The 15,546-nt window shown below is 65.4% G+C and carries 12 protein-coding genes; 6 read left to right on the top strand and 6 right to left on the bottom strand.

Annotated elements, in window-relative coordinates; genetic code table 11:
- Nucleotide 1 precedes the first annotated feature (1 nt).
- From ACN4F8_RS07280 to ACN4F8_RS07270, 3 genes are all read right to left on the bottom strand, one after another.
- Nucleotides 2–853 (bottom strand): segregation and condensation protein A, encoded by an 852-nt coding sequence (locus ACN4F8_RS07280; RefSeq protein WP_419472942.1) that lies wholly within the window; start codon nt 851–853, stop codon nt 2–4.
- A gap of 26 nt (nt 854–879) precedes the next feature.
- Nucleotides 880–1,092, bottom strand: coding sequence for a DUF3460 family protein (locus ACN4F8_RS07275; RefSeq protein WP_419472941.1), 213 nt, complete (start codon nt 1,090–1,092; stop codon nt 880–882).
- A gap of 71 nt (nt 1,093–1,163) precedes the next feature.
- Nucleotides 1,164–2,807, bottom strand: a complete 1,644-nt coding sequence (locus ACN4F8_RS07270; RefSeq protein WP_419472940.1) for a SulP family inorganic anion transporter — start codon at nt 2,805–2,807, stop codon at nt 1,164–1,166.
- Nucleotides 2,808–2,908: 101 nt separating this feature from the next.
- Here ACN4F8_RS07270 and bamE point away from each other — a divergent pair, with 101 nt between their 5' ends.
- Nucleotides 2,909–3,427, top strand: coding sequence for an outer membrane protein assembly factor BamE domain-containing protein (gene bamE / locus ACN4F8_RS07265; protein WP_419472939.1), 519 nt, complete (start codon nt 2,909–2,911; stop codon nt 3,425–3,427).
- Here the strand turns inward: bamE and metG are convergent, their stop codons facing one another.
- Nucleotides 3,428–5,482 (bottom strand): methionine--tRNA ligase, encoded by a 2,055-nt coding sequence (metG, locus tag ACN4F8_RS07260; protein ID WP_419472938.1) that lies wholly within the window; start codon nt 5,480–5,482, stop codon nt 3,428–3,430.
- Between the two features lie 157 nt (nt 5,483–5,639).
- Between metG and apbC the strand changes: the two genes are divergently transcribed.
- Both apbC and ACN4F8_RS07250 read left to right on the top strand, forming a co-directional pair.
- Complete coding sequence (gene apbC, locus ACN4F8_RS07255; protein ID WP_419472937.1) at nt 5,640–6,731, top strand: iron-sulfur cluster carrier protein ApbC; 1,092 nt, start codon at nt 5,640–5,642, stop codon at nt 6,729–6,731.
- Nucleotides 6,732–6,903: 172 nt separating this feature from the next.
- Entirely contained in the window at nt 6,904–7,728 is an 825-nt protein-coding gene (locus tag ACN4F8_RS07250; RefSeq protein WP_419472936.1) for a GNAT family N-acetyltransferase, read from the top strand.
- Between the two features lie 15 nt (nt 7,729–7,743).
- Here ACN4F8_RS07250 and ACN4F8_RS07245 read toward each other — a convergent pair whose 3' ends face one another.
- Nucleotides 7,744–9,309, bottom strand: coding sequence for a benzoate-CoA ligase family protein (locus ACN4F8_RS07245; protein ID WP_419472935.1), 1,566 nt, complete (start codon nt 9,307–9,309; stop codon nt 7,744–7,746).
- A gap of 141 nt (nt 9,310–9,450) precedes the next feature.
- Nucleotides 9,451–11,028 (bottom strand): 3,4-dehydroadipyl-CoA semialdehyde dehydrogenase, encoded by a 1,578-nt coding sequence (locus ACN4F8_RS07240; protein WP_419472934.1) that lies wholly within the window; start codon nt 11,026–11,028, stop codon nt 9,451–9,453.
- Between the two features lie 200 nt (nt 11,029–11,228).
- Between ACN4F8_RS07240 and ACN4F8_RS07235 the strand changes: the two genes are divergently transcribed.
- The 3 genes from ACN4F8_RS07235 to boxB all read left to right on the top strand — a co-directional run.
- Nucleotides 11,229–12,158: a helix-turn-helix transcriptional regulator gene (locus tag ACN4F8_RS07235; protein WP_419473007.1), complete on the top strand. Its 930-nt coding sequence runs from the start codon at nt 11,229–11,231 to the stop codon at nt 12,156–12,158.
- A 119-nt stretch (nt 12,159–12,277) separates the two neighbouring features.
- A complete protein-coding gene (boxC, locus tag ACN4F8_RS07230; RefSeq protein WP_419472933.1) occupies nt 12,278–13,984 on the top strand; it encodes a 2,3-epoxybenzoyl-CoA dihydrolase in 1,707 nt (568 codons plus the stop codon).
- Between the two features lie 142 nt (nt 13,985–14,126).
- The coding region (boxB, locus tag ACN4F8_RS07225) for a benzoyl-CoA 2,3-epoxidase subunit BoxB (protein WP_419472932.1) at nt 14,127–15,546 on the top strand (1,420 nt) is incomplete at its 3' end.

Below are 15,546 nucleotides of genomic sequence, written 5' to 3'. Positions count from 1 at the left end.
TTCAGGATGGGGTGTAGGCGAGGCGCACGTAGATGGGGGCGAAGGCCTCGGCCTGGGTCAATTCGATGAGCGTCTCTTTGGCCAGCTCCAGCATGGCAATGAAGGTGACCACGAGCACAGGCGAGCCTTTTTCAGTGTCGAACAGTTCGCCGAACTCGACGAACTTGCGGCCTTGCAGGCGGCGCAGCACGATGCTCATGTGCTCGCGCACCGAGAGCTCTTCGCGGCTGATCTTGTGGTGTTGCACGAGCTTGGCGCGTTTCAGGATGTCGCGCCAGGCGCTTTGCAGGTCGATGGGGCTCACGTCGGGGAAACGCGGCGCCAGCGCTTGTTCCACGTACACCTGCGCGCGCAAAAAATCGCGGCCGTACTGGGGGGCTTCGGTCAGGCGCTGGGCGGCCAGCTTCATCTGCTCGTATTCGAGCAGGCGGCGCACCAGCTCGGCGCGCGGGTCTTCGGCCTCTTCGCCTTCGGCCGTCTTCTTGGGCGGCAGCAGCATGCGCGACTTGATCTCGATCAGCATCGCTGCCATCAGCAGGTACTCGGCCGCCAGCTCCAGGTTGCTGTTGCGGATCTCGTCCACGTAGGTGAGGTACTGGCGGGTCACCGCCGCCATCGGGATGTCGAGGATGTTGAAGTTCTGCTTGCGGATCAGGTACAGCAGCAGGTCCAGCGGACCTTCAAACGCTTCCAGAAAGATCTGCAGCGCGTCCGGCGGGATGTAGAGGTCGCGCGGCATGGCGAACAGCGGTTCGCCATACAGCCGCGCCAGCGCCACGTGGTCCACCACGGTGGGCAGCACCGCGTCCAGCCCCTGGGGCGCGGCGTCGAGTGTGTGGACCTCGTTGCCCATGTCGCTGTTGAGTGAACGCGGTGGGATCAGCTGTGGTCGGAGCCGGTCTGGTAGACGTAGGGCTGCTGCGGCACGCGGGCGGTTTTGGCCTCTGCCTGGAAGCTGCGGTCGATGGCCTTGTCCCACAAGAGCGAGCGGCCCTGGCGCTGCGACTGCTCCAGCCCGGGCTTGTCGGCCTTGAGTTGTTCGATGAACAACGTGGCGTCGGACTTGTAGTCGGGGCGGCGGAAGAGGGACATGGTGTTCGGAGCCTGGTGCGAGGGAAAGGCGCGATTTTACCGGCCCGCACCTGGGGCCGGGGAGCCTTGGGTCACTCGCAGGTGTTCAGCCGCGCTGCGAAGCCGGAGCGTTCGATCAGCGAACGCGGCTGCGGGTGCAGCCCCACCATGCCCAGATGCCCGCCGCGCTTGTGCACCGCCTTGTGCAGCTGCTCCAGCGCGTCCAGCCCGGTGGTGTCCAGCGAGATCATGTGGCTGGCGTCGAGCATCACGTTGACGGGGGTGGGTGAGCGTTCGACCTCGGCCACGATGGGGTCGATCTTGGCCACGGCGCCAAAGAACAGCGAGCCATAGAGTTTGTAGGTGGCCTGGTGCTCGGTGCGTGCCACCGGCTCGGCGCGGAAGATCTCGCTCTGGCGCCGCACAAACAGCACCACCGCGAGTACCAGACCCAGCTCCACCGCCACGGTCAGGTCAAAGACGATGGTGACGAAAAAGGTGGACAGCATCATCAACCGGTAGTGGTTGCTGAAGTGTTTGAGCCGCGCGAACTCGCGCCATTCGCCCATGTTCCACGCCACGAACAGCAGCACGCCCGCGAGCACCGACAAGGGGATGTGGTACGCCAGTGGTGCCGCGAGCAAGACCACGGCGGCCAGCGTGAGCGCATGCACCATGCCCGCCACCGGCGAGGCAGCGCCCGAGCGGATGTTGGTCACTGTGCGCGCGATGGTGCCGGTGGCTGGCATGCCGCCGAAGAAGGGCACCACGGCATTGGCTATGCCTTGGGCCATGAGTTCCTGGTTGGGGTCGTGTTTGGGCGCGTCACCCAACTGGTCGGCCACGCGCGCGCACAGCAGCGACTCAATGGCGCCCAGCAGCGCGATGGTGAGCGTGGGCGTGACCAGCAGGCGCACGGTCTCCCACGAAAAATCGGGCAGCTCGAACACCGGCAGGCCTTGCGGAATGCCACCAAAACGCGTGCCCACCGTCTCCACCGGCAAGCTGAGTGCCCAGGCCAGCAGCGACAGCGAGACAAGTGCGATCACCGGGCCCGGAATGCGCGAGGTGGCCTTGAGCGCGCTCACGGTTTCGATGGATTCGAGCTGGCGGCGTAACTGCGAATCCACCGCCCACAGGCGCGGCCACACCACCAGACCCAACACGCACAGGCCTCCGAGCCCGAGCGCGAACGGGTTGAGGCTGTGGATGTGGCCGGTGATGGCGCCGATCTGGCCGAAGAAGCTGGCCGGCATTTTTTCGATGTCCAGGCCCAGCAGGTCGCGCACCTGCGAGAGTGCGATCAGCACCGCGATGCCGTTGGTGAAACCGATCACCACCGTGACCGGCACATAACGCACCAGCGTGCCCAGGCGAAACAGACCGAGCAGGAACAGCAGCACCCCGGCGCTGGCGGTGGAGATCAGCAGGTTGGCCACGCCGTAGCGCTCGACGATGCCGTAGACGATGACGATGAAGGCGCCTGCCGGGCCACCGATCTGCACCGATGTGCCGCCCAGGGCCGAGATCAGGAAGCCCGCGATGATCGCTGTCCACAGCCCGGCTTCGGGTTGCAGGCCGCTGGCGATCGCAAAGGCCATGGCCAGCGGCAAGGCCACGATGCCGACCGTGGCACCCGCACCCATGTCGCGCGTCAGCTTGTCCCGGTTGTAGCCTTTGATGTCTTTAAGCAGTCGCGGACGGAACGGTGCGAGGGGTGGCAGTCCTTGAAACATGGGGCATGTTACCTTTGGCAACGGTTCACGAAGCTGACAGCCAAAGACCGCGAACAGCGCGGACTTACACTGAGTTTTTCACCCCGAAGAAGGTGGTTCGCATGCGTGGTTTGAACGGCGTTGTTCGCCGAGGGTTCTGGGTCACCCTGCTGGCTGTGGCGTCGCTGCTCGCGGCGTGCGATGCGAAGAACATCAGCGAACTGGAAGAAGGCGTCTCCACCGAGGCCGACGTGCGCGAACGCTTCGGTGCCCCCGAGGCGGTGTGGGAGGGCGAGGACGGCGCGCAGATCTACGAATACAACCGCCAGCCCGAGGGCCATGTGAACTACATGATCACCATCGGGCCGGACGGGCGCATGGCCGCGCTGCGCCAGGTGCTCACCGAACGCAACTTTGCGCGGGTGTCGCCCGGCATGGCCATGGAAGAGGTTCGCCGCATGCTGGGCAAGCCGATGAAGATCACCACCTACGATCTCAAGCGCGAGACGCATTACGACTGGCGCTACATGGACGGCAACAACCAGAGCGACGCCAAGGTGTTCACCGCCGTGTTCGACCCGGACCTGCGGGTGATCCGCACGATGTCGATGCGCGATCCAGACCTGGACAGGAATCGTTGATTACCTGACTCGCATGCCAGGTTTTGCACCCGGCCACGGGTTCAGGATGTGGATGCCTGGTTCTGCCGTTTCGTCCGCATGGCTGGCGGCCAGCACCATGCCTTCGCTCACGCCGAACTTCATCTTGCGCGGCGCCAGGTTGGCCACCATCACGGTGAGCTTGCCCACCAGGTCTTCGGGTGCGTAGGCGCTGGCAATGCCGCTGAACACATTGCGCGTCCTGCCTTCACCCACATCCAGCGTCAGGCGCAGCAGCTTGGTGGACCCTTCCACCGCTTCGCAGTTGACGATCTGCGCGATGCGCAGGTCGATCTTGCCGAAGTCGTCGATGGTGATGGTGTCGGCGATGGGCTCGCCACCGGGCACGGTCGCCTCCACCGCAGGCGCTGGCGGCAACGCAAACAGTGCATCGAGCTGCTTCACGTCCACGCGCTGCATCAGGTGCTGGTAGGCGTTGATGCCGTGGCCGGCGCCCAGCAGGCGCGATGCGTCGCTGAACTGCAGGGGCTGGACCTGCAGGAAGGCCTCCACATTCACAGCCAGCGCAGGCAGCACCGGCTTGAGGTAGAGCGTGAGCAGGCGGAAGGCTTCAATGCAGGCGGTGCACACGTCGTGCAGGCGGCCGTCCATGCCGTCCTGCTTGGCGAGTTCCCACGGTTTGTTCTGGTCCACATAGGCGTTCACGCGGTCGGCCAGCAGCATCACTTCGCGCAGTGCCCGTCCGTACTCGCGCTCGGCGTAGAGCGCGGTGATCGAGGGCGCGGCGGTCTGCAGGTGGTCGATCAGGTTGTCGCCGTCGGCGGACACTTCACCGAGCTTGCCGTCGAAGCGTTTGGCGATGAAGCCGGCGGCGCGCGAGGCGATGTTGATGTACTTGCCGATCAGGTCGCTGTTGACCCGTGCCAGGAAGTCGTCGGGGTTGAAATCGATGTCTTCGTTGCGCGCCGACAGCTTGGCCGCCAGGTAGTAGCGCAGCCACTCCGGGTTCATGCCCAGGCTCAGGTACTTGAGTGGATCGAGCCCGGTGCCGCGGCTCTTGCTCATCTTCTCGCCGTTGTTCACCGTGAGGAAGCCGTGCACGAACACCGCGTTGGGCACCTTGCGACCGCTGAAGTGCAGCATGGCTGGCCAGAACAGCGTGTGGAAGGTGATGATGTCCTTGCCGATGAAATGGAACTGCTCGGTGGTCGGGTCGGCCATGAAAGCGTCGAAATCGCGACCGGTTTTGCCGAACCAGTTTTTCAATGACGCGAGGTAGCCCACCGGCGCGTCCAGCCACACATAAAAATACTTGCCCGGTGCGTCGGGAATCTCGATACCGAAGTAGGGCGCGTCGCGGCTGATGTCCCAGTCGCCCATCTTGGGTTTGCCGTCCTCGCCGGGTTCGATCCACTCGCTGATCTTGTTGAGCACCTCGGGCTGCACCGCGCCGCTTTGGGTCCACTGATCCAGGAAGGCCAGGCAGCGCGGGTCGGAGAGCTTGAAGAAGAAGTGTTCCGACTGCTTGAGCACGGGCTTCGCACCCGAGAGCGCGGAGTACGGGTTGATCAGGTCGGTGGGGCTGTAGACCTTGCTGCAGACCTCGCAGTTGTCACCGTACTGGTCCTTGGCGTGGCAGTTGGGGCACTCGCCCTTGATGAAGCGGTCGGGCAGGAACATGTTCTTCTCGGGATCGAAGAACTGTTCGATGGTGCGCGTCTCGATCAGGCTGTTGGCCTTGAGGTCGCGGTAGATCTGCTGCGCGAGTTCGTGGTTCTCGGGCGCGTCGGTGCTGTGCCAGTTGTCGAATGCGATGTGGAAACCGTCGAGGTAGGGCTTGCGGCCGGAGGCGATGTCGGCCACGAACTGCTGCGGCGTCTTGCCTGCCTTGCCGGCGGCGATCATGATGGGCGCTCCGTGCGCGTCGTCGGCGCAGACAAAGTGCACCTCGTTGCCCTGCATGCGCTGGAACCGCACCCAGATGTCGGCCTGGATGTATTCCATGATGTGGCCGATGTGGAAATGCCCGTTGGCGTAGGGCAGGGCGGTGGTGACGAACAGGCGTCGCTGGCTCATGGGGTGGGCTTTCTTCTGGGTAACCGGCGATTTTAGGCCGGAGGCGTGATGGATGTCCTCATGGCGATTGTGTGAATGACCCCGGTCAGGGTGGGGCGTTAGACTTCAGCCCGTTTGCAAAACCCGATACCCCCACCCCCTCTGGAGACAGTTCCCCATGTCCGTTGATTCCCAGGCGCTGCTGACCGCGCTGCAAGCCGTCATCGATCCGAACACCGGACGCGACTTCGTCACCAGCAAGGCGCTGAAAAATCTGCAGACCCAGGACGGTGACGTGTCCTTCGACGTCGAGCTGGGTTATCCGGCCAAGAGCCAGATGCCGGCGTTTCGCAAGGCCCTCATCACCGCCGCCAAGTCGGTCGCGGGCGTGGAGAACGTGTCGGTCAACATGACCATGAAGATCACCGCGCACGCGGTGCAGCGCGGCGTGCAGGTCATGCCCAACGTGAAGAACATCATTGCTGTGGCCTCGGGCAAGGGCGGCGTGGGCAAGAGCACCACGGCGGTCAACCTGGCGCTGGCACTCTCTGCCGAAGGCGCGAAGGTCGGCATTCTGGACGCCGACATCTACGGCCCGAGCCAGCCCATGATGATGGGTGTGGAAGGCCGGCCCGAGAGCGCGGACGGCCAGACCATGGAGCCGCTGGAAAACTACGGCGTGCAGGTGATCTCGATCGGCTTTCTGATCGACCGCGACGAAGCCATGATCTGGCGCGGCCCCATGGCCACCCAGGCGCTGGAGCAGTTGCTGCGCCAGACCAACTGGAAAGACCTCGACTATCTGATCGTCGACATGCCCCCGGGCACCGGCGACATCCAGCTCACGCTCTCCCAGCGCGTGCCGCTCACCGGCGCGGTGATCGTGACCACGCCGCAGGACATTGCGCTGCTTGACGCGCGCAAGGGCATCAAGATGTTCGAGAAGGTGGGCGTGCCCATCCTGGGCATCGTGGAAAACATGGCGGTGCACGTGTGCGAGAAGTGCGGCCACACCGAACACATCTTCGGTGTGGACGGCGGCAAGAACATGGCGACCGAGTACGGCATGGACTACCTGGGCGCGCTGCCGCTGAACATGAGCATCCGCGTGCAGGCCGACAGCGGCATGCCCAGCGTGGTGGCCGACCCCGATGGCGAGATCGCAGCGCTCTACAAATCGGTGGCACGCCAGCTGGCGATCAAGATCGCGGCCAAGGCCAAGGACTTCTCCAGCAAGTTTCCGAGCATCAAGATTTCCAAGGAAACCTGAGGCGCGATCCCGTCACGCTTTCTGCAAGAGCCGGCCCAGCGCCGGCTTTTTTGCGTCCGTGCGGGTGTCGAATTACTGCCGGTGCGGTATGGCATGGCCCTGGGGTTTGGGATGTGATGCAGCCTACCCCCTGGAGATGACCTTGCCACTTCCAACCTACCAGATTCGCCGCATGACCCGTGACCACCTGTCCACTGCCATGCGCTGGGCCGCTCGGGAAGGCTGGAACCCCGGACTGCACGACCTGGACCCGCTCTACAGCGTCGATCCCCGGGGGTTCTTCATGGGCTGGCTGGGCGAGGGGCCGGTGGCGTCGATTTCCTGTGTCCGTGTCGGCGGCAACCACGCATTTCTGGGCTTCTACATCGTCGATCCGCTGTTGCGCGGACACGGTCTGGGCAAGGCCATCTGGTGTGCCTCGCTGGAGCACGTCAAGGACTGCGTGGTGGGGCTGGACGGTGTGGTCGCGCAGCAGGACAACTACCGCAAGTCCGGATTCGAACTGGCTTGGTACAACGTCCGGTTGAAAGGCTGGGGGCGCGAGGCGGCGGTGGCGCCAGACTGGCGGGTGGTGCCGTTGTCCGCCGTGCCGTTTGACAGGCTGACCGCTTACGACACTGCTTTCCTTCCAGCGCCGCGACCTGCGTTTTTGCAGGCGTGGATCCAGATGCCCCAGAGCCACGCATTGGGCTGGTGGGAAGGCGGCGAGCTGCGGGGCTATGGGGTGGTTCGGGTCTGCCAGGAGGGCTACAAACTGGCGCCGCTGTGCGCCGACACCCCGGCCATTGCCGAGGCCCTGTTCGATGCCCTGTGCTCCCGGGTACCTGCAACACAACCCGTTTTCATCGACGTGCCCCAGTGCAACTCAGCGGCTGCACAGCTCGCGCAGCGGCGAGGTCTGGAGGCCACCTTTCCCACCGCCCGCATGTACCGAGGCCCTGCTCCACAGTTGGCGCTCTCGCGCCTGTATGGGCTGACCACACTGGAAGTCGGTTGATCCAGGCGTCGGGCATCAGCCCTGGGGTGTCTCGCGCTCGCGCAGCCGAAAGCGCTGGATCTTGCCCGTGGCCGTCTTCGGCAGTTCGGGCAGAAACTCGATGAACCTCGGGTACTTGTAGGGCGCGAGTTTTTCTTTCACAAACGCCTGCAGCTCGGCCTCGGTGGCCTGCACACCGTTCTTGAGCACCACGAAGGCCTTGGTCTTGGTCAGGCCGTCGGCGTCCGTCTTTCCGATCACCGCAGCCTCCAGCACCGCCGGGTGCTGCACCAGTGTGGCTTCCACCTCGAACGGGCTCACGTAGATGCCGCTGACCTTGAGCATGTCGTCGTTGCGCCCGGCGTAGGTGCAGTAGCCCTCGAGATCGCGCGTGTATTTGTCGCCGGCCTTGGTCCAGCCGCCCTGGAAGGTGTCGCGCGTTTTGGTGCGGTTGTTCCAGTACATCAGCGCTGCACTCGGGCCCTTGATGTAGAGGTCGCCGATCTCGCCGTCGGGCACGGGTCGGCCGTCTTCGCCGCGCAGCTCGATTTCGTAACCCGGCACGGGCTTGCCGGTGGTGCCGTAGCGCACGTCGCCCGGGCGGTTGGAGAGGAACACGTGCAGCATCTCGGTGGAGCCGATGCCATCGATGATTTCCACGCCGAAATGATTCGTCCAGCGCTGGCCGATGTCTTGCGGCAGCGCCTCGCCTGCCGAGGAGCACAGGCGCAGCGCCACGTCGCTCTTTTTGGGCAGGTCGGGGCTGGCGAGCATGCCGCCGTAGCCGGTGGGGGCGCCGTAGAACACCGTGGGTTTTTGTTCCGTGAAGCGTTTGAAGCAGGCCTGCGGCGTGGGCCGCTCGGCCATCAGCACCACGCTGGCGCCCACGCTCAGCGGGAATGTCAGCGCGTTGCCCAGGCCGTAGGCGAAGAACAATTTGGCGGCGGAGAACACCACGTCGTCTTCGCGCAGATCCAGCACGGCTTTGCCATAGAGCTCGGCCGTCCAGTACAGGTTGGCCTGGGTGTGCACCGTGCCCTTGGGCGCGCCGGTGGAGCCGCTGGAAAAGAGCCAGAAGGCGGGTTCATCGCCGTGCGTGTCGGCCGCTGCTGCGGGCTGAATGCTGGCAACGAGCGCGTTGAAGCTGTGCGCACCGGCGGGCAGGGGCTCGGTGGCGCGCGAGACGATCAGGTGCTTCACCTCCGTGGCTTGTGAGGCCAGCGCGGTCTGCAGTGTGGGCAGCAGCGCGGCGGACACGATGGCCGCCTGCGCGCGGCTGTTGGTCAGCATGTAGGCGTAGTCCTGCGCAGTGAGCAGGGTGTTCACCGCCACCGGCACCACACCGGCGTGCAGCGCGCCGAGAAAGGCCACCACCCAGTCGCTGCAGTCGTGCATGAGCAGCAGCACGCGCTCTTCGCGCCGCAGGCCCAGCGCGGTGAGCGCACCGGCAAAGCGCTGCACCTGGTCGGCGAGCTGGCCGTAGGTCAGTGTGCCCTGGTCGTCGATCAGGGCGGTCTTCCCGGCTCGGCCAGCGTTGAGCGCGAGCAGGTGGCGTGCGAAATTGAAGCGTTCGGGTGGGGCGGCGACGTGGGGGGTGGTCATGGGGCTTGTCTCCTCTAGCGGGTTTGTGGGACCGACTCCCTCCCCCTCTGGGGGAGGGCTGGGGTGGGGGCACGCATGAAGTGGCATTGTCGGCGTGCGCGCCCCCATCCCAACCTTCCCCCAGCGGGGGAAGGAGCGAATTCAGAGTTTCATCGCTACTGCGGAAGCTCCAAGGACATCGAGCGCGGCGCTGCTGGCCTGCACGGCGCTGCGGCGGTGGTAGAAGCCCAGTGCGCGCAGGCCGCCGAGTTCTTCGCCACCGCCGGCGCGGCCGGGGCCGCCGTGCAGCGACATGGGCATCACGTTGCCGTGGCCGCTCTGGCTGGCCGCCACGTCGGGTGAGATGGCGTGCACGCGGCCGTGGGCCGAGCCGAGTTCGAGCGCGGCGGCGGCGATGAAGGTGGGGTCGGCGCTGTAGACCGAGCAGACCAGCGAGCCTTCGCCGCGGCGGATCAGTTCATACGCTTGTTCGACGCTGTCGTAAGCCATGAGCGTGGCCACCGGGCCGAACACTTCCATCGCGTGCAGCAGCTTGGCTTTGGCTGGCTCGCGGGAACCCAGCAGCACAGGTGCCACGCAGGCGGCCACCGACGCGTCCGCGTCCACCAGCGCGGCGCTGCTGCCGTCAAACAGCACCTCGGCCTCGGCGCGCAACTTGGCAATGCCTTCGAGCACGCTGGCTTTCTGTTCCTGGCTCACCAGCGAGCCCATGCGCACCGCCTCGTTGCGCGGGTTGCCCACCGAGGTCTTGGCGAGCTTGGCGCCAATCGCCTGGGCCACCGCGTCATAGAGCGCGCGCGGCACGAACACGCGGCGGATCGCGGTGCACTTCTGGCCGGCCTTCACCGTCATCTCGCGCACGACCTCGCTCACCAGCAGGCCGAAGGCTTCGCTCTCGGGCGTGGCTGCCGGGTCGAGCAAGGCGCTGTTGAGGCTGTCGGCCTCGATGTTGCAGCGCACCGACCGCTCGGCCACGGCGGGGTGGCTGCGGATGATGCGCGCCGTCTCGGCCGAGCCGGTGAACGAGACCACGTCGAACGGTTGCAACTGGTCCATCAGCCCGGCCGACGAGCCGCAGACCACCGACAGCGCGCCCGGCGGCAGGATGCCCGCGTCGATCACGTCCTTGACCATGCGCTGCGTGAGCCAGGCGGTGGCGGTGGCAGGTTTCACGATCACCGGCACGCCCGAGAGCAGCGCGGGCGCGGCCTTCTCCCACAGGCCCCAGCTCGGGAAGTTGAAGGCGTTGATGAACAGCGCCACGCCGCGCGTGGGGGTGAGCATGTGCTGGGTCTGGAACACCGGGTCCTTGCCCATGCGGATGCGCTCGCCGTCGAGCAGCGCGTGGGCGCTGCCCAGGGCCTCGCCTTGCTTGGCGTAGTAGCCCAGGGTGAAGATGCCGCCGTCGATATCGACCGCCGAGTCTTTGGTGGTGGTGCCGCAGTTGGCGGTGGCGATTTCGTAGTAGGCGTCGCGGTTGGCTTGCAGCACTTTCACGATGGCGCCCAGCAGGCCGGCGCGTTCAACGTAGCTCAGGGCGCGCAAGGCCGCGCCGCCTTGTTCGCGGGCAAAGTTGAAGCCGGCGGCCAGGTCGAGCCCGGCGCTGCTCACGCGCGCCAGTTCGGTACCGAGCACCGGGTCGAACAGCGGCGTGCCCGCGCCGGTGCCGGTGACCCATTGGCCGCCGAGGTGGTTGGGGAGCAGGGGAGAGGTGGTCATGTGGGTGAATTCGGGTGGGCGAGCGGCCGGGGCTGTTCGCGGGTGGAGAATGGCGCTATAAATGCACTATCTTGCGTGCGCCGAGATGTGCATTAAAGTGCATGTTGCGACGCTTGGCAAGCCCCCGGCGGGTTTTTCCCGAGCCCGATGAAACCGTTTGAAAGTTCAGGCACCCCATGGACGCTGCCGATCCCGGCGTGATGGCCGCCGCCCGGCCCGCTGACCTCGCTCCCGTGGACGAGGAGGCCCGAAACCCTTTTCTGGTGGCGCTCGGCGAGCGTGTTCGCACCCTGCGCTCGCGCCGCGGCATGACGCGCAAGGCGGTGGCCGTGGCGGCCGATGTGTCCGAGCGGCACCTCGCCAACCTCGAATACGGCACCGGCAACGCGTCCATCCTGGTGCTGCTGCAGGTGGCGCAGGCGCTGCATTGTTCGCTCGCCGAATTGCTGGGTGATGTGAGCACAAGCTCACCCGAATGGCTGCTGATCCGCGAGCTGCTCGAAGGCCGTGGCGAGGCCGATTTGCGCCGTGTGCGCGTGGCTATCGGCGGGCTGCTGGGCGGCGGTGCCTTGCCTGGTGGCGACCCCGGCCGCAGCTCGCGCATCGCATTGATCGGCCTGCGCGGCGCGGGGAAGTCCACGCTGGGCCAGCGCCTGGCCGACGACCTGGGTTTTGCGTTCATCGAACTCAGCCGCGAGATTGAAAAGTTCGCTGGCTGCAGCATCAACGAAATCCACTCGCTCTACGGCACGCCGGCCTACCGCCGCTATGAGCGCCGCGCGCTGGAAGAAGCGATCCAGATCTACCCCGAGGTGGTCATTGCCACCCCGGGCGGCCTCGTGTCGGACGCGGCCAACTTCAACCTGCTGCTCTCGCACTGCACCACCGTGTGGCTGCAGGCCGATCCGGCCGACCACATGGGCCGCGTCGCCGCGCAGGGCGACATGCGCCCCATGGCGGCCAGCCGCGAGGCCATGGAAGATCTGAAGCGCATCCTGGCCGGCCGCTCGGCCTTCTATTCCAAGGCCGACATGAGCTTCAACACCAGCGCCTACAGCCTGGACGACGCTTTCCAGGCGTTGCGAATCCAGGTTCGCGAGCAGCTGGGCCTCGTTACAAAACATGCATGAAAGTGCATTGACCGTTTTGACTTTGTGAATTATTATTCACGTCATTGGGCTCCCGCCGGCAGTTGAATGCCGGTTTGTCGGGCCCCTATCCAGCCCAGCAGCCCCGAGGAGACAACCCCATGAGTGATACCGCCATCGCCACCGCGCCCGTTGCAGCCGCACCCGTCGCCACCGCCCCCACCACGGTCGACTACCGCACCGAGCCCAGCCAGTACCGCCACTGGAAGCTGTCGTTCGACGGTGCCGTGGCCACGCTGGCCATCGACATCAACGAAGACGCCGGCATCCGCCCTGGCTACAAGCTCAAGCTCAACAGCTACGACCTGGGTGTGGACATTGAACTGCACGACGCGCTGAACCGCGTGCGCTTCGAGCACCCCGAGGTGCGCACCGTGGTCGTCACCAGCGCCAAGGACCGCGTGTTCTGCTCTGGCGCCAACATCTTCATGCTCGGTGTTTCCAGCCACGCCTGGAAAGTGAACTTCTGCAAGTTCACCAACGAAACGCGTAACGGCATCGAAGACTCCTCCAAACACAGCGGCCTCAAATTTGTGGCCGCGCTCAACGGCGCCTGCGCCGGCGGCGGCTACGAGCTGGCGCTGGCCTGCGACGAGATCGTGCTGGTCGACGACCGCTCGTCTGCTGTCTCATTGCCGGAAGTGCCTTTGCTCGGCGTGCTGCCCGGCACCGGCGGCCTGACCCGCGTGACCGACAAGCGCCACGTGCGCCACGACCTGGCCGACATCTTCTGCACCACCAGCGAAGGCGTGCGTGGCCAGAAGGCGGTCGACTGGCGCCTGGTGGACTCGATTGCCAAGCCGCAGAAGTTCGCCGACCACGTGAAGGAGCGCGCAGCCGCGCTGGCCACGCAGAGCGACCGCCCTGCCACAGGCAAAGGCGTGGCCCTGCCGCGCATCACCCGCACCGACAGCGCCAACGGCCTGAGCTACGCCTATGTGAACGTGGCCATCGACCGCGCCAAACGCAGCGCCACCATCACGCTGAAAGCGCCCACCGGCGCGCAGCCAAAAGACAGCGCCGCCATTGAAGCCGCGGGTGCCGCCTGGTGGCCGCTGCAGATGACGCGCGAACTCGACGACGCCATCCTGTGCCTGCGCACCAACGAACTCGACATCGGCACGTGGCTGCTCAAGACCGAGGGTGATGCCGCCGCCGTGTTGGCCAGCGACGCCGTGATGCTCGCGAACAAGGACCACTGGCTGGTGCGTGAAACGCTGGGTCTGATGCGCCGCACCTTTGCGCGGCTCGACGTGTCCTCGCGCAGCCTGTTCGCACTCATCGAATCGGGCTCGTGCTTCGTGGGTTGTTTTGCCGAGCTGGCCTTCTGCGCCGACCGCGCCTACATGCTGGCCCTGCCCGACGACGCCGAGAAAGCGCCCAAGCTGCAGCTCGACGGTTTCAACTTCGGTGTGTTGCCCATGGTCAACGACCAGTCGCGCCTGCAGCGCCGCTTTTACGAAGAAGCCGGCCCCATGGCCGCCGCACAGGCCGCCATCGGCCAGGCGCTGGATGCCGACGCCGCACTCGCGCTCGGCCTGATCACCGCCGCACCGGACGACATCGACTGGGACGACGAAGTGCGCATGGCACTGGAGGAGCGCGCCTCGATGTCGCCCGACGCGCTGACCGGCCTGGAAGCCAACCTGCGTTTTGCGCAGAAAGAAAACATGGCCACGCGCATCTTCGGCCGGCTCACCGCCTGGCAGAACTGGATCTTCATCCGCCCCAACGCCGTGGGCGAAAAAGGTGCCTTGAAGGTCTACGGAAAAGGCGACAAGGCCGCTTTTGATTTCAATCGCGTGTGACATGAAGCCCCCCTGCGCCGCCTGCGGCGTCTTCCCCCCAGGGGGACGGCGCCTGTGGCCCGGCAAAGCCGGTTCCACGGCACCCCTTGACCTGACACCTCCGTCCCCGATCACTTTTTCTTAAACGCTCCAGGAGAACCGCATGTCCAGCATCAACTACAGCGACAAGATCCCGAACAACGTCAACCTGAGCGAAGACCGCACCCTGCAGCGCGCGCTCGAAGGCTGGCAGCCCAACTTCATCAACTGGTGGGACGACGTCGGCCCCGAGGGTTCGACCGACCACGAGGTGTACCTGCGCACCGCCGTGAGCGTGGACCCACAGGGCTGGGCGCAGTTTGGCCACGTGAAGATGCGCGACTACCGCTGGGGCATCTTTTTGAACCCGGGCGATGCCGAGCGCGAAATCCACTTTGGCGACCACAAGGGCGAAAAAGCCTGGCAGGACGTGCCCGGTGAACACCGCGCCAACCTGCGCCGCATCATCGTCACCCAGGGCGACACCGAGCCGGCGTCGGTGGAGCAGCAGCGCCACCTGGGCCTGACCGCGCCCAGCATGTACGACCTGCGCAACCTGTTCCAGATCAACGTGGAAGAAGGCCGCCACCTGTGGGCCATGGTGTATTTGCTGCACAAACACTTTGGTCGCGACGGCCGTGAAGAAGCCGACGCGCTCTTGCAGCGCACCTCGGGCGACGCGGACAACCCACGCATCCTGGGCGCGTTCAACGAGAAGACGCCCGACTGGCTGGCCTTCTTCATGTTCACCTACTTCACCGACCGCGACGGCAAGTTCCAGTTGTCCGCTCTGGCTGAAAGCGCGTTCGATCCGCTGGCGCGCACGACCAAGTTCATGCTGACCGAAGAGGCGCACCACATGTTCGTGGGCGAGAGCGGCATCTCGCGCGTGTTGACCCGCACCGCGCAGGTGATGAACGAGCTCAAGACCGACGACCCGGCGTTGATTCGCGCCGCTGGTTGCATCGACATCGGCACCGTCCAGCGCTATTTGAACTTCCACTACAGCGTGACCATCGACCTGTTCGGCGCCGACCAGTCGAGCAACGCCGCCATCTTCTACAGCTCGGGTCTCAAGGGCCGCTTTGAAGAAGGCAAACGCGCTGACGACCACGTGCTCAAGGGCCAGACCTACAAGGTGCTGGAAGTGCACAACGGCCAGATCGTCGAGAAAGACGTGCCGATGCTCAACGCGCTCAACGAAGTGCTGCGCGACGACTACATCCGCGACTCGGTGGCCGGTGTGGGCCGCTGGAACCGCGTGCTGGAAAAAGCCGGCATTGCGCACCGCCTGGTGGCGCCGCACAAGGCGTTCAACCGCCAGATCGGCGCGCTGGCCGGTGTGAAGACCACGCCCGAAGGCAAGGTGATCACGGACGCCGAATGGGCCGCGCGCAAAGACGAGTGGCTGCCGACCCCGGGCGACTTCGCGTTCGTTGCCTCGCTCATGGGTCGTGTGACCGAGCCAGGCAAGTTCGCCGGCTGGATTGCACCTCCCGTCATGGGCATCAACCGCCAGCCGGTTGATTTCGAATACGTTCGTT

The organism is Hydrogenophaga sp., assembly GCF_048549895.1.
Taxonomy (GTDB): domain Bacteria; phylum Pseudomonadota; class Gammaproteobacteria; order Burkholderiales; family Burkholderiaceae_C; genus Hydrogenophaga.
This window is presented reverse-complemented; position numbering and strand designations above follow the sequence as displayed.

Excerpts from the sequence above, each read along its gene's own strand:
- ACN4F8_RS07280 (WP_419472942.1), bottom strand. The coding sequence starts at position 853 with ATGGGCAACGAGGTCCACACACTCGACGCCGCGCCCCAGGGGCTGGAC.
- ACN4F8_RS07275 (WP_419472941.1), bottom strand. The coding sequence starts at position 1,092 with ATGTCCCTCTTCCGCCGCCCCGACTACAAGTCCGACGCCACGTTGTTC.
- ACN4F8_RS07270 (WP_419472940.1), bottom strand. The coding sequence starts at position 2,807 with ATGTTTCAAGGACTGCCACCCCTCGCACCGTTCCGTCCGCGACTGCTT.
- bamE (WP_419472939.1), top strand. The coding sequence starts at position 2,909 with ATGCGTGGTTTGAACGGCGTTGTTCGCCGAGGGTTCTGGGTCACCCTG.
- metG (WP_419472938.1), bottom strand. The coding sequence starts at position 5,482 with ATGAGCCAGCGACGCCTGTTCGTCACCACCGCCCTGCCCTACGCCAAC.
- apbC (WP_419472937.1), top strand. The coding sequence starts at position 5,640 with ATGTCCGTTGATTCCCAGGCGCTGCTGACCGCGCTGCAAGCCGTCATC.
- ACN4F8_RS07250 (WP_419472936.1), top strand. The coding sequence starts at position 6,904 with ATGACCCGTGACCACCTGTCCACTGCCATGCGCTGGGCCGCTCGGGAA.
- ACN4F8_RS07245 (WP_419472935.1), bottom strand. The coding sequence starts at position 9,309 with ATGACCACCCCCCACGTCGCCGCCCCACCCGAACGCTTCAATTTCGCA.
- ACN4F8_RS07240 (WP_419472934.1), bottom strand. The coding sequence starts at position 11,028 with ATGACCACCTCTCCCCTGCTCCCCAACCACCTCGGCGGCCAATGGGTC.
- ACN4F8_RS07235 (WP_419473007.1), top strand. The coding sequence starts at position 11,229 with ATGGCCGCCGCCCGGCCCGCTGACCTCGCTCCCGTGGACGAGGAGGCC.
- boxC (WP_419472933.1), top strand. The coding sequence starts at position 12,278 with ATGAGTGATACCGCCATCGCCACCGCGCCCGTTGCAGCCGCACCCGTC.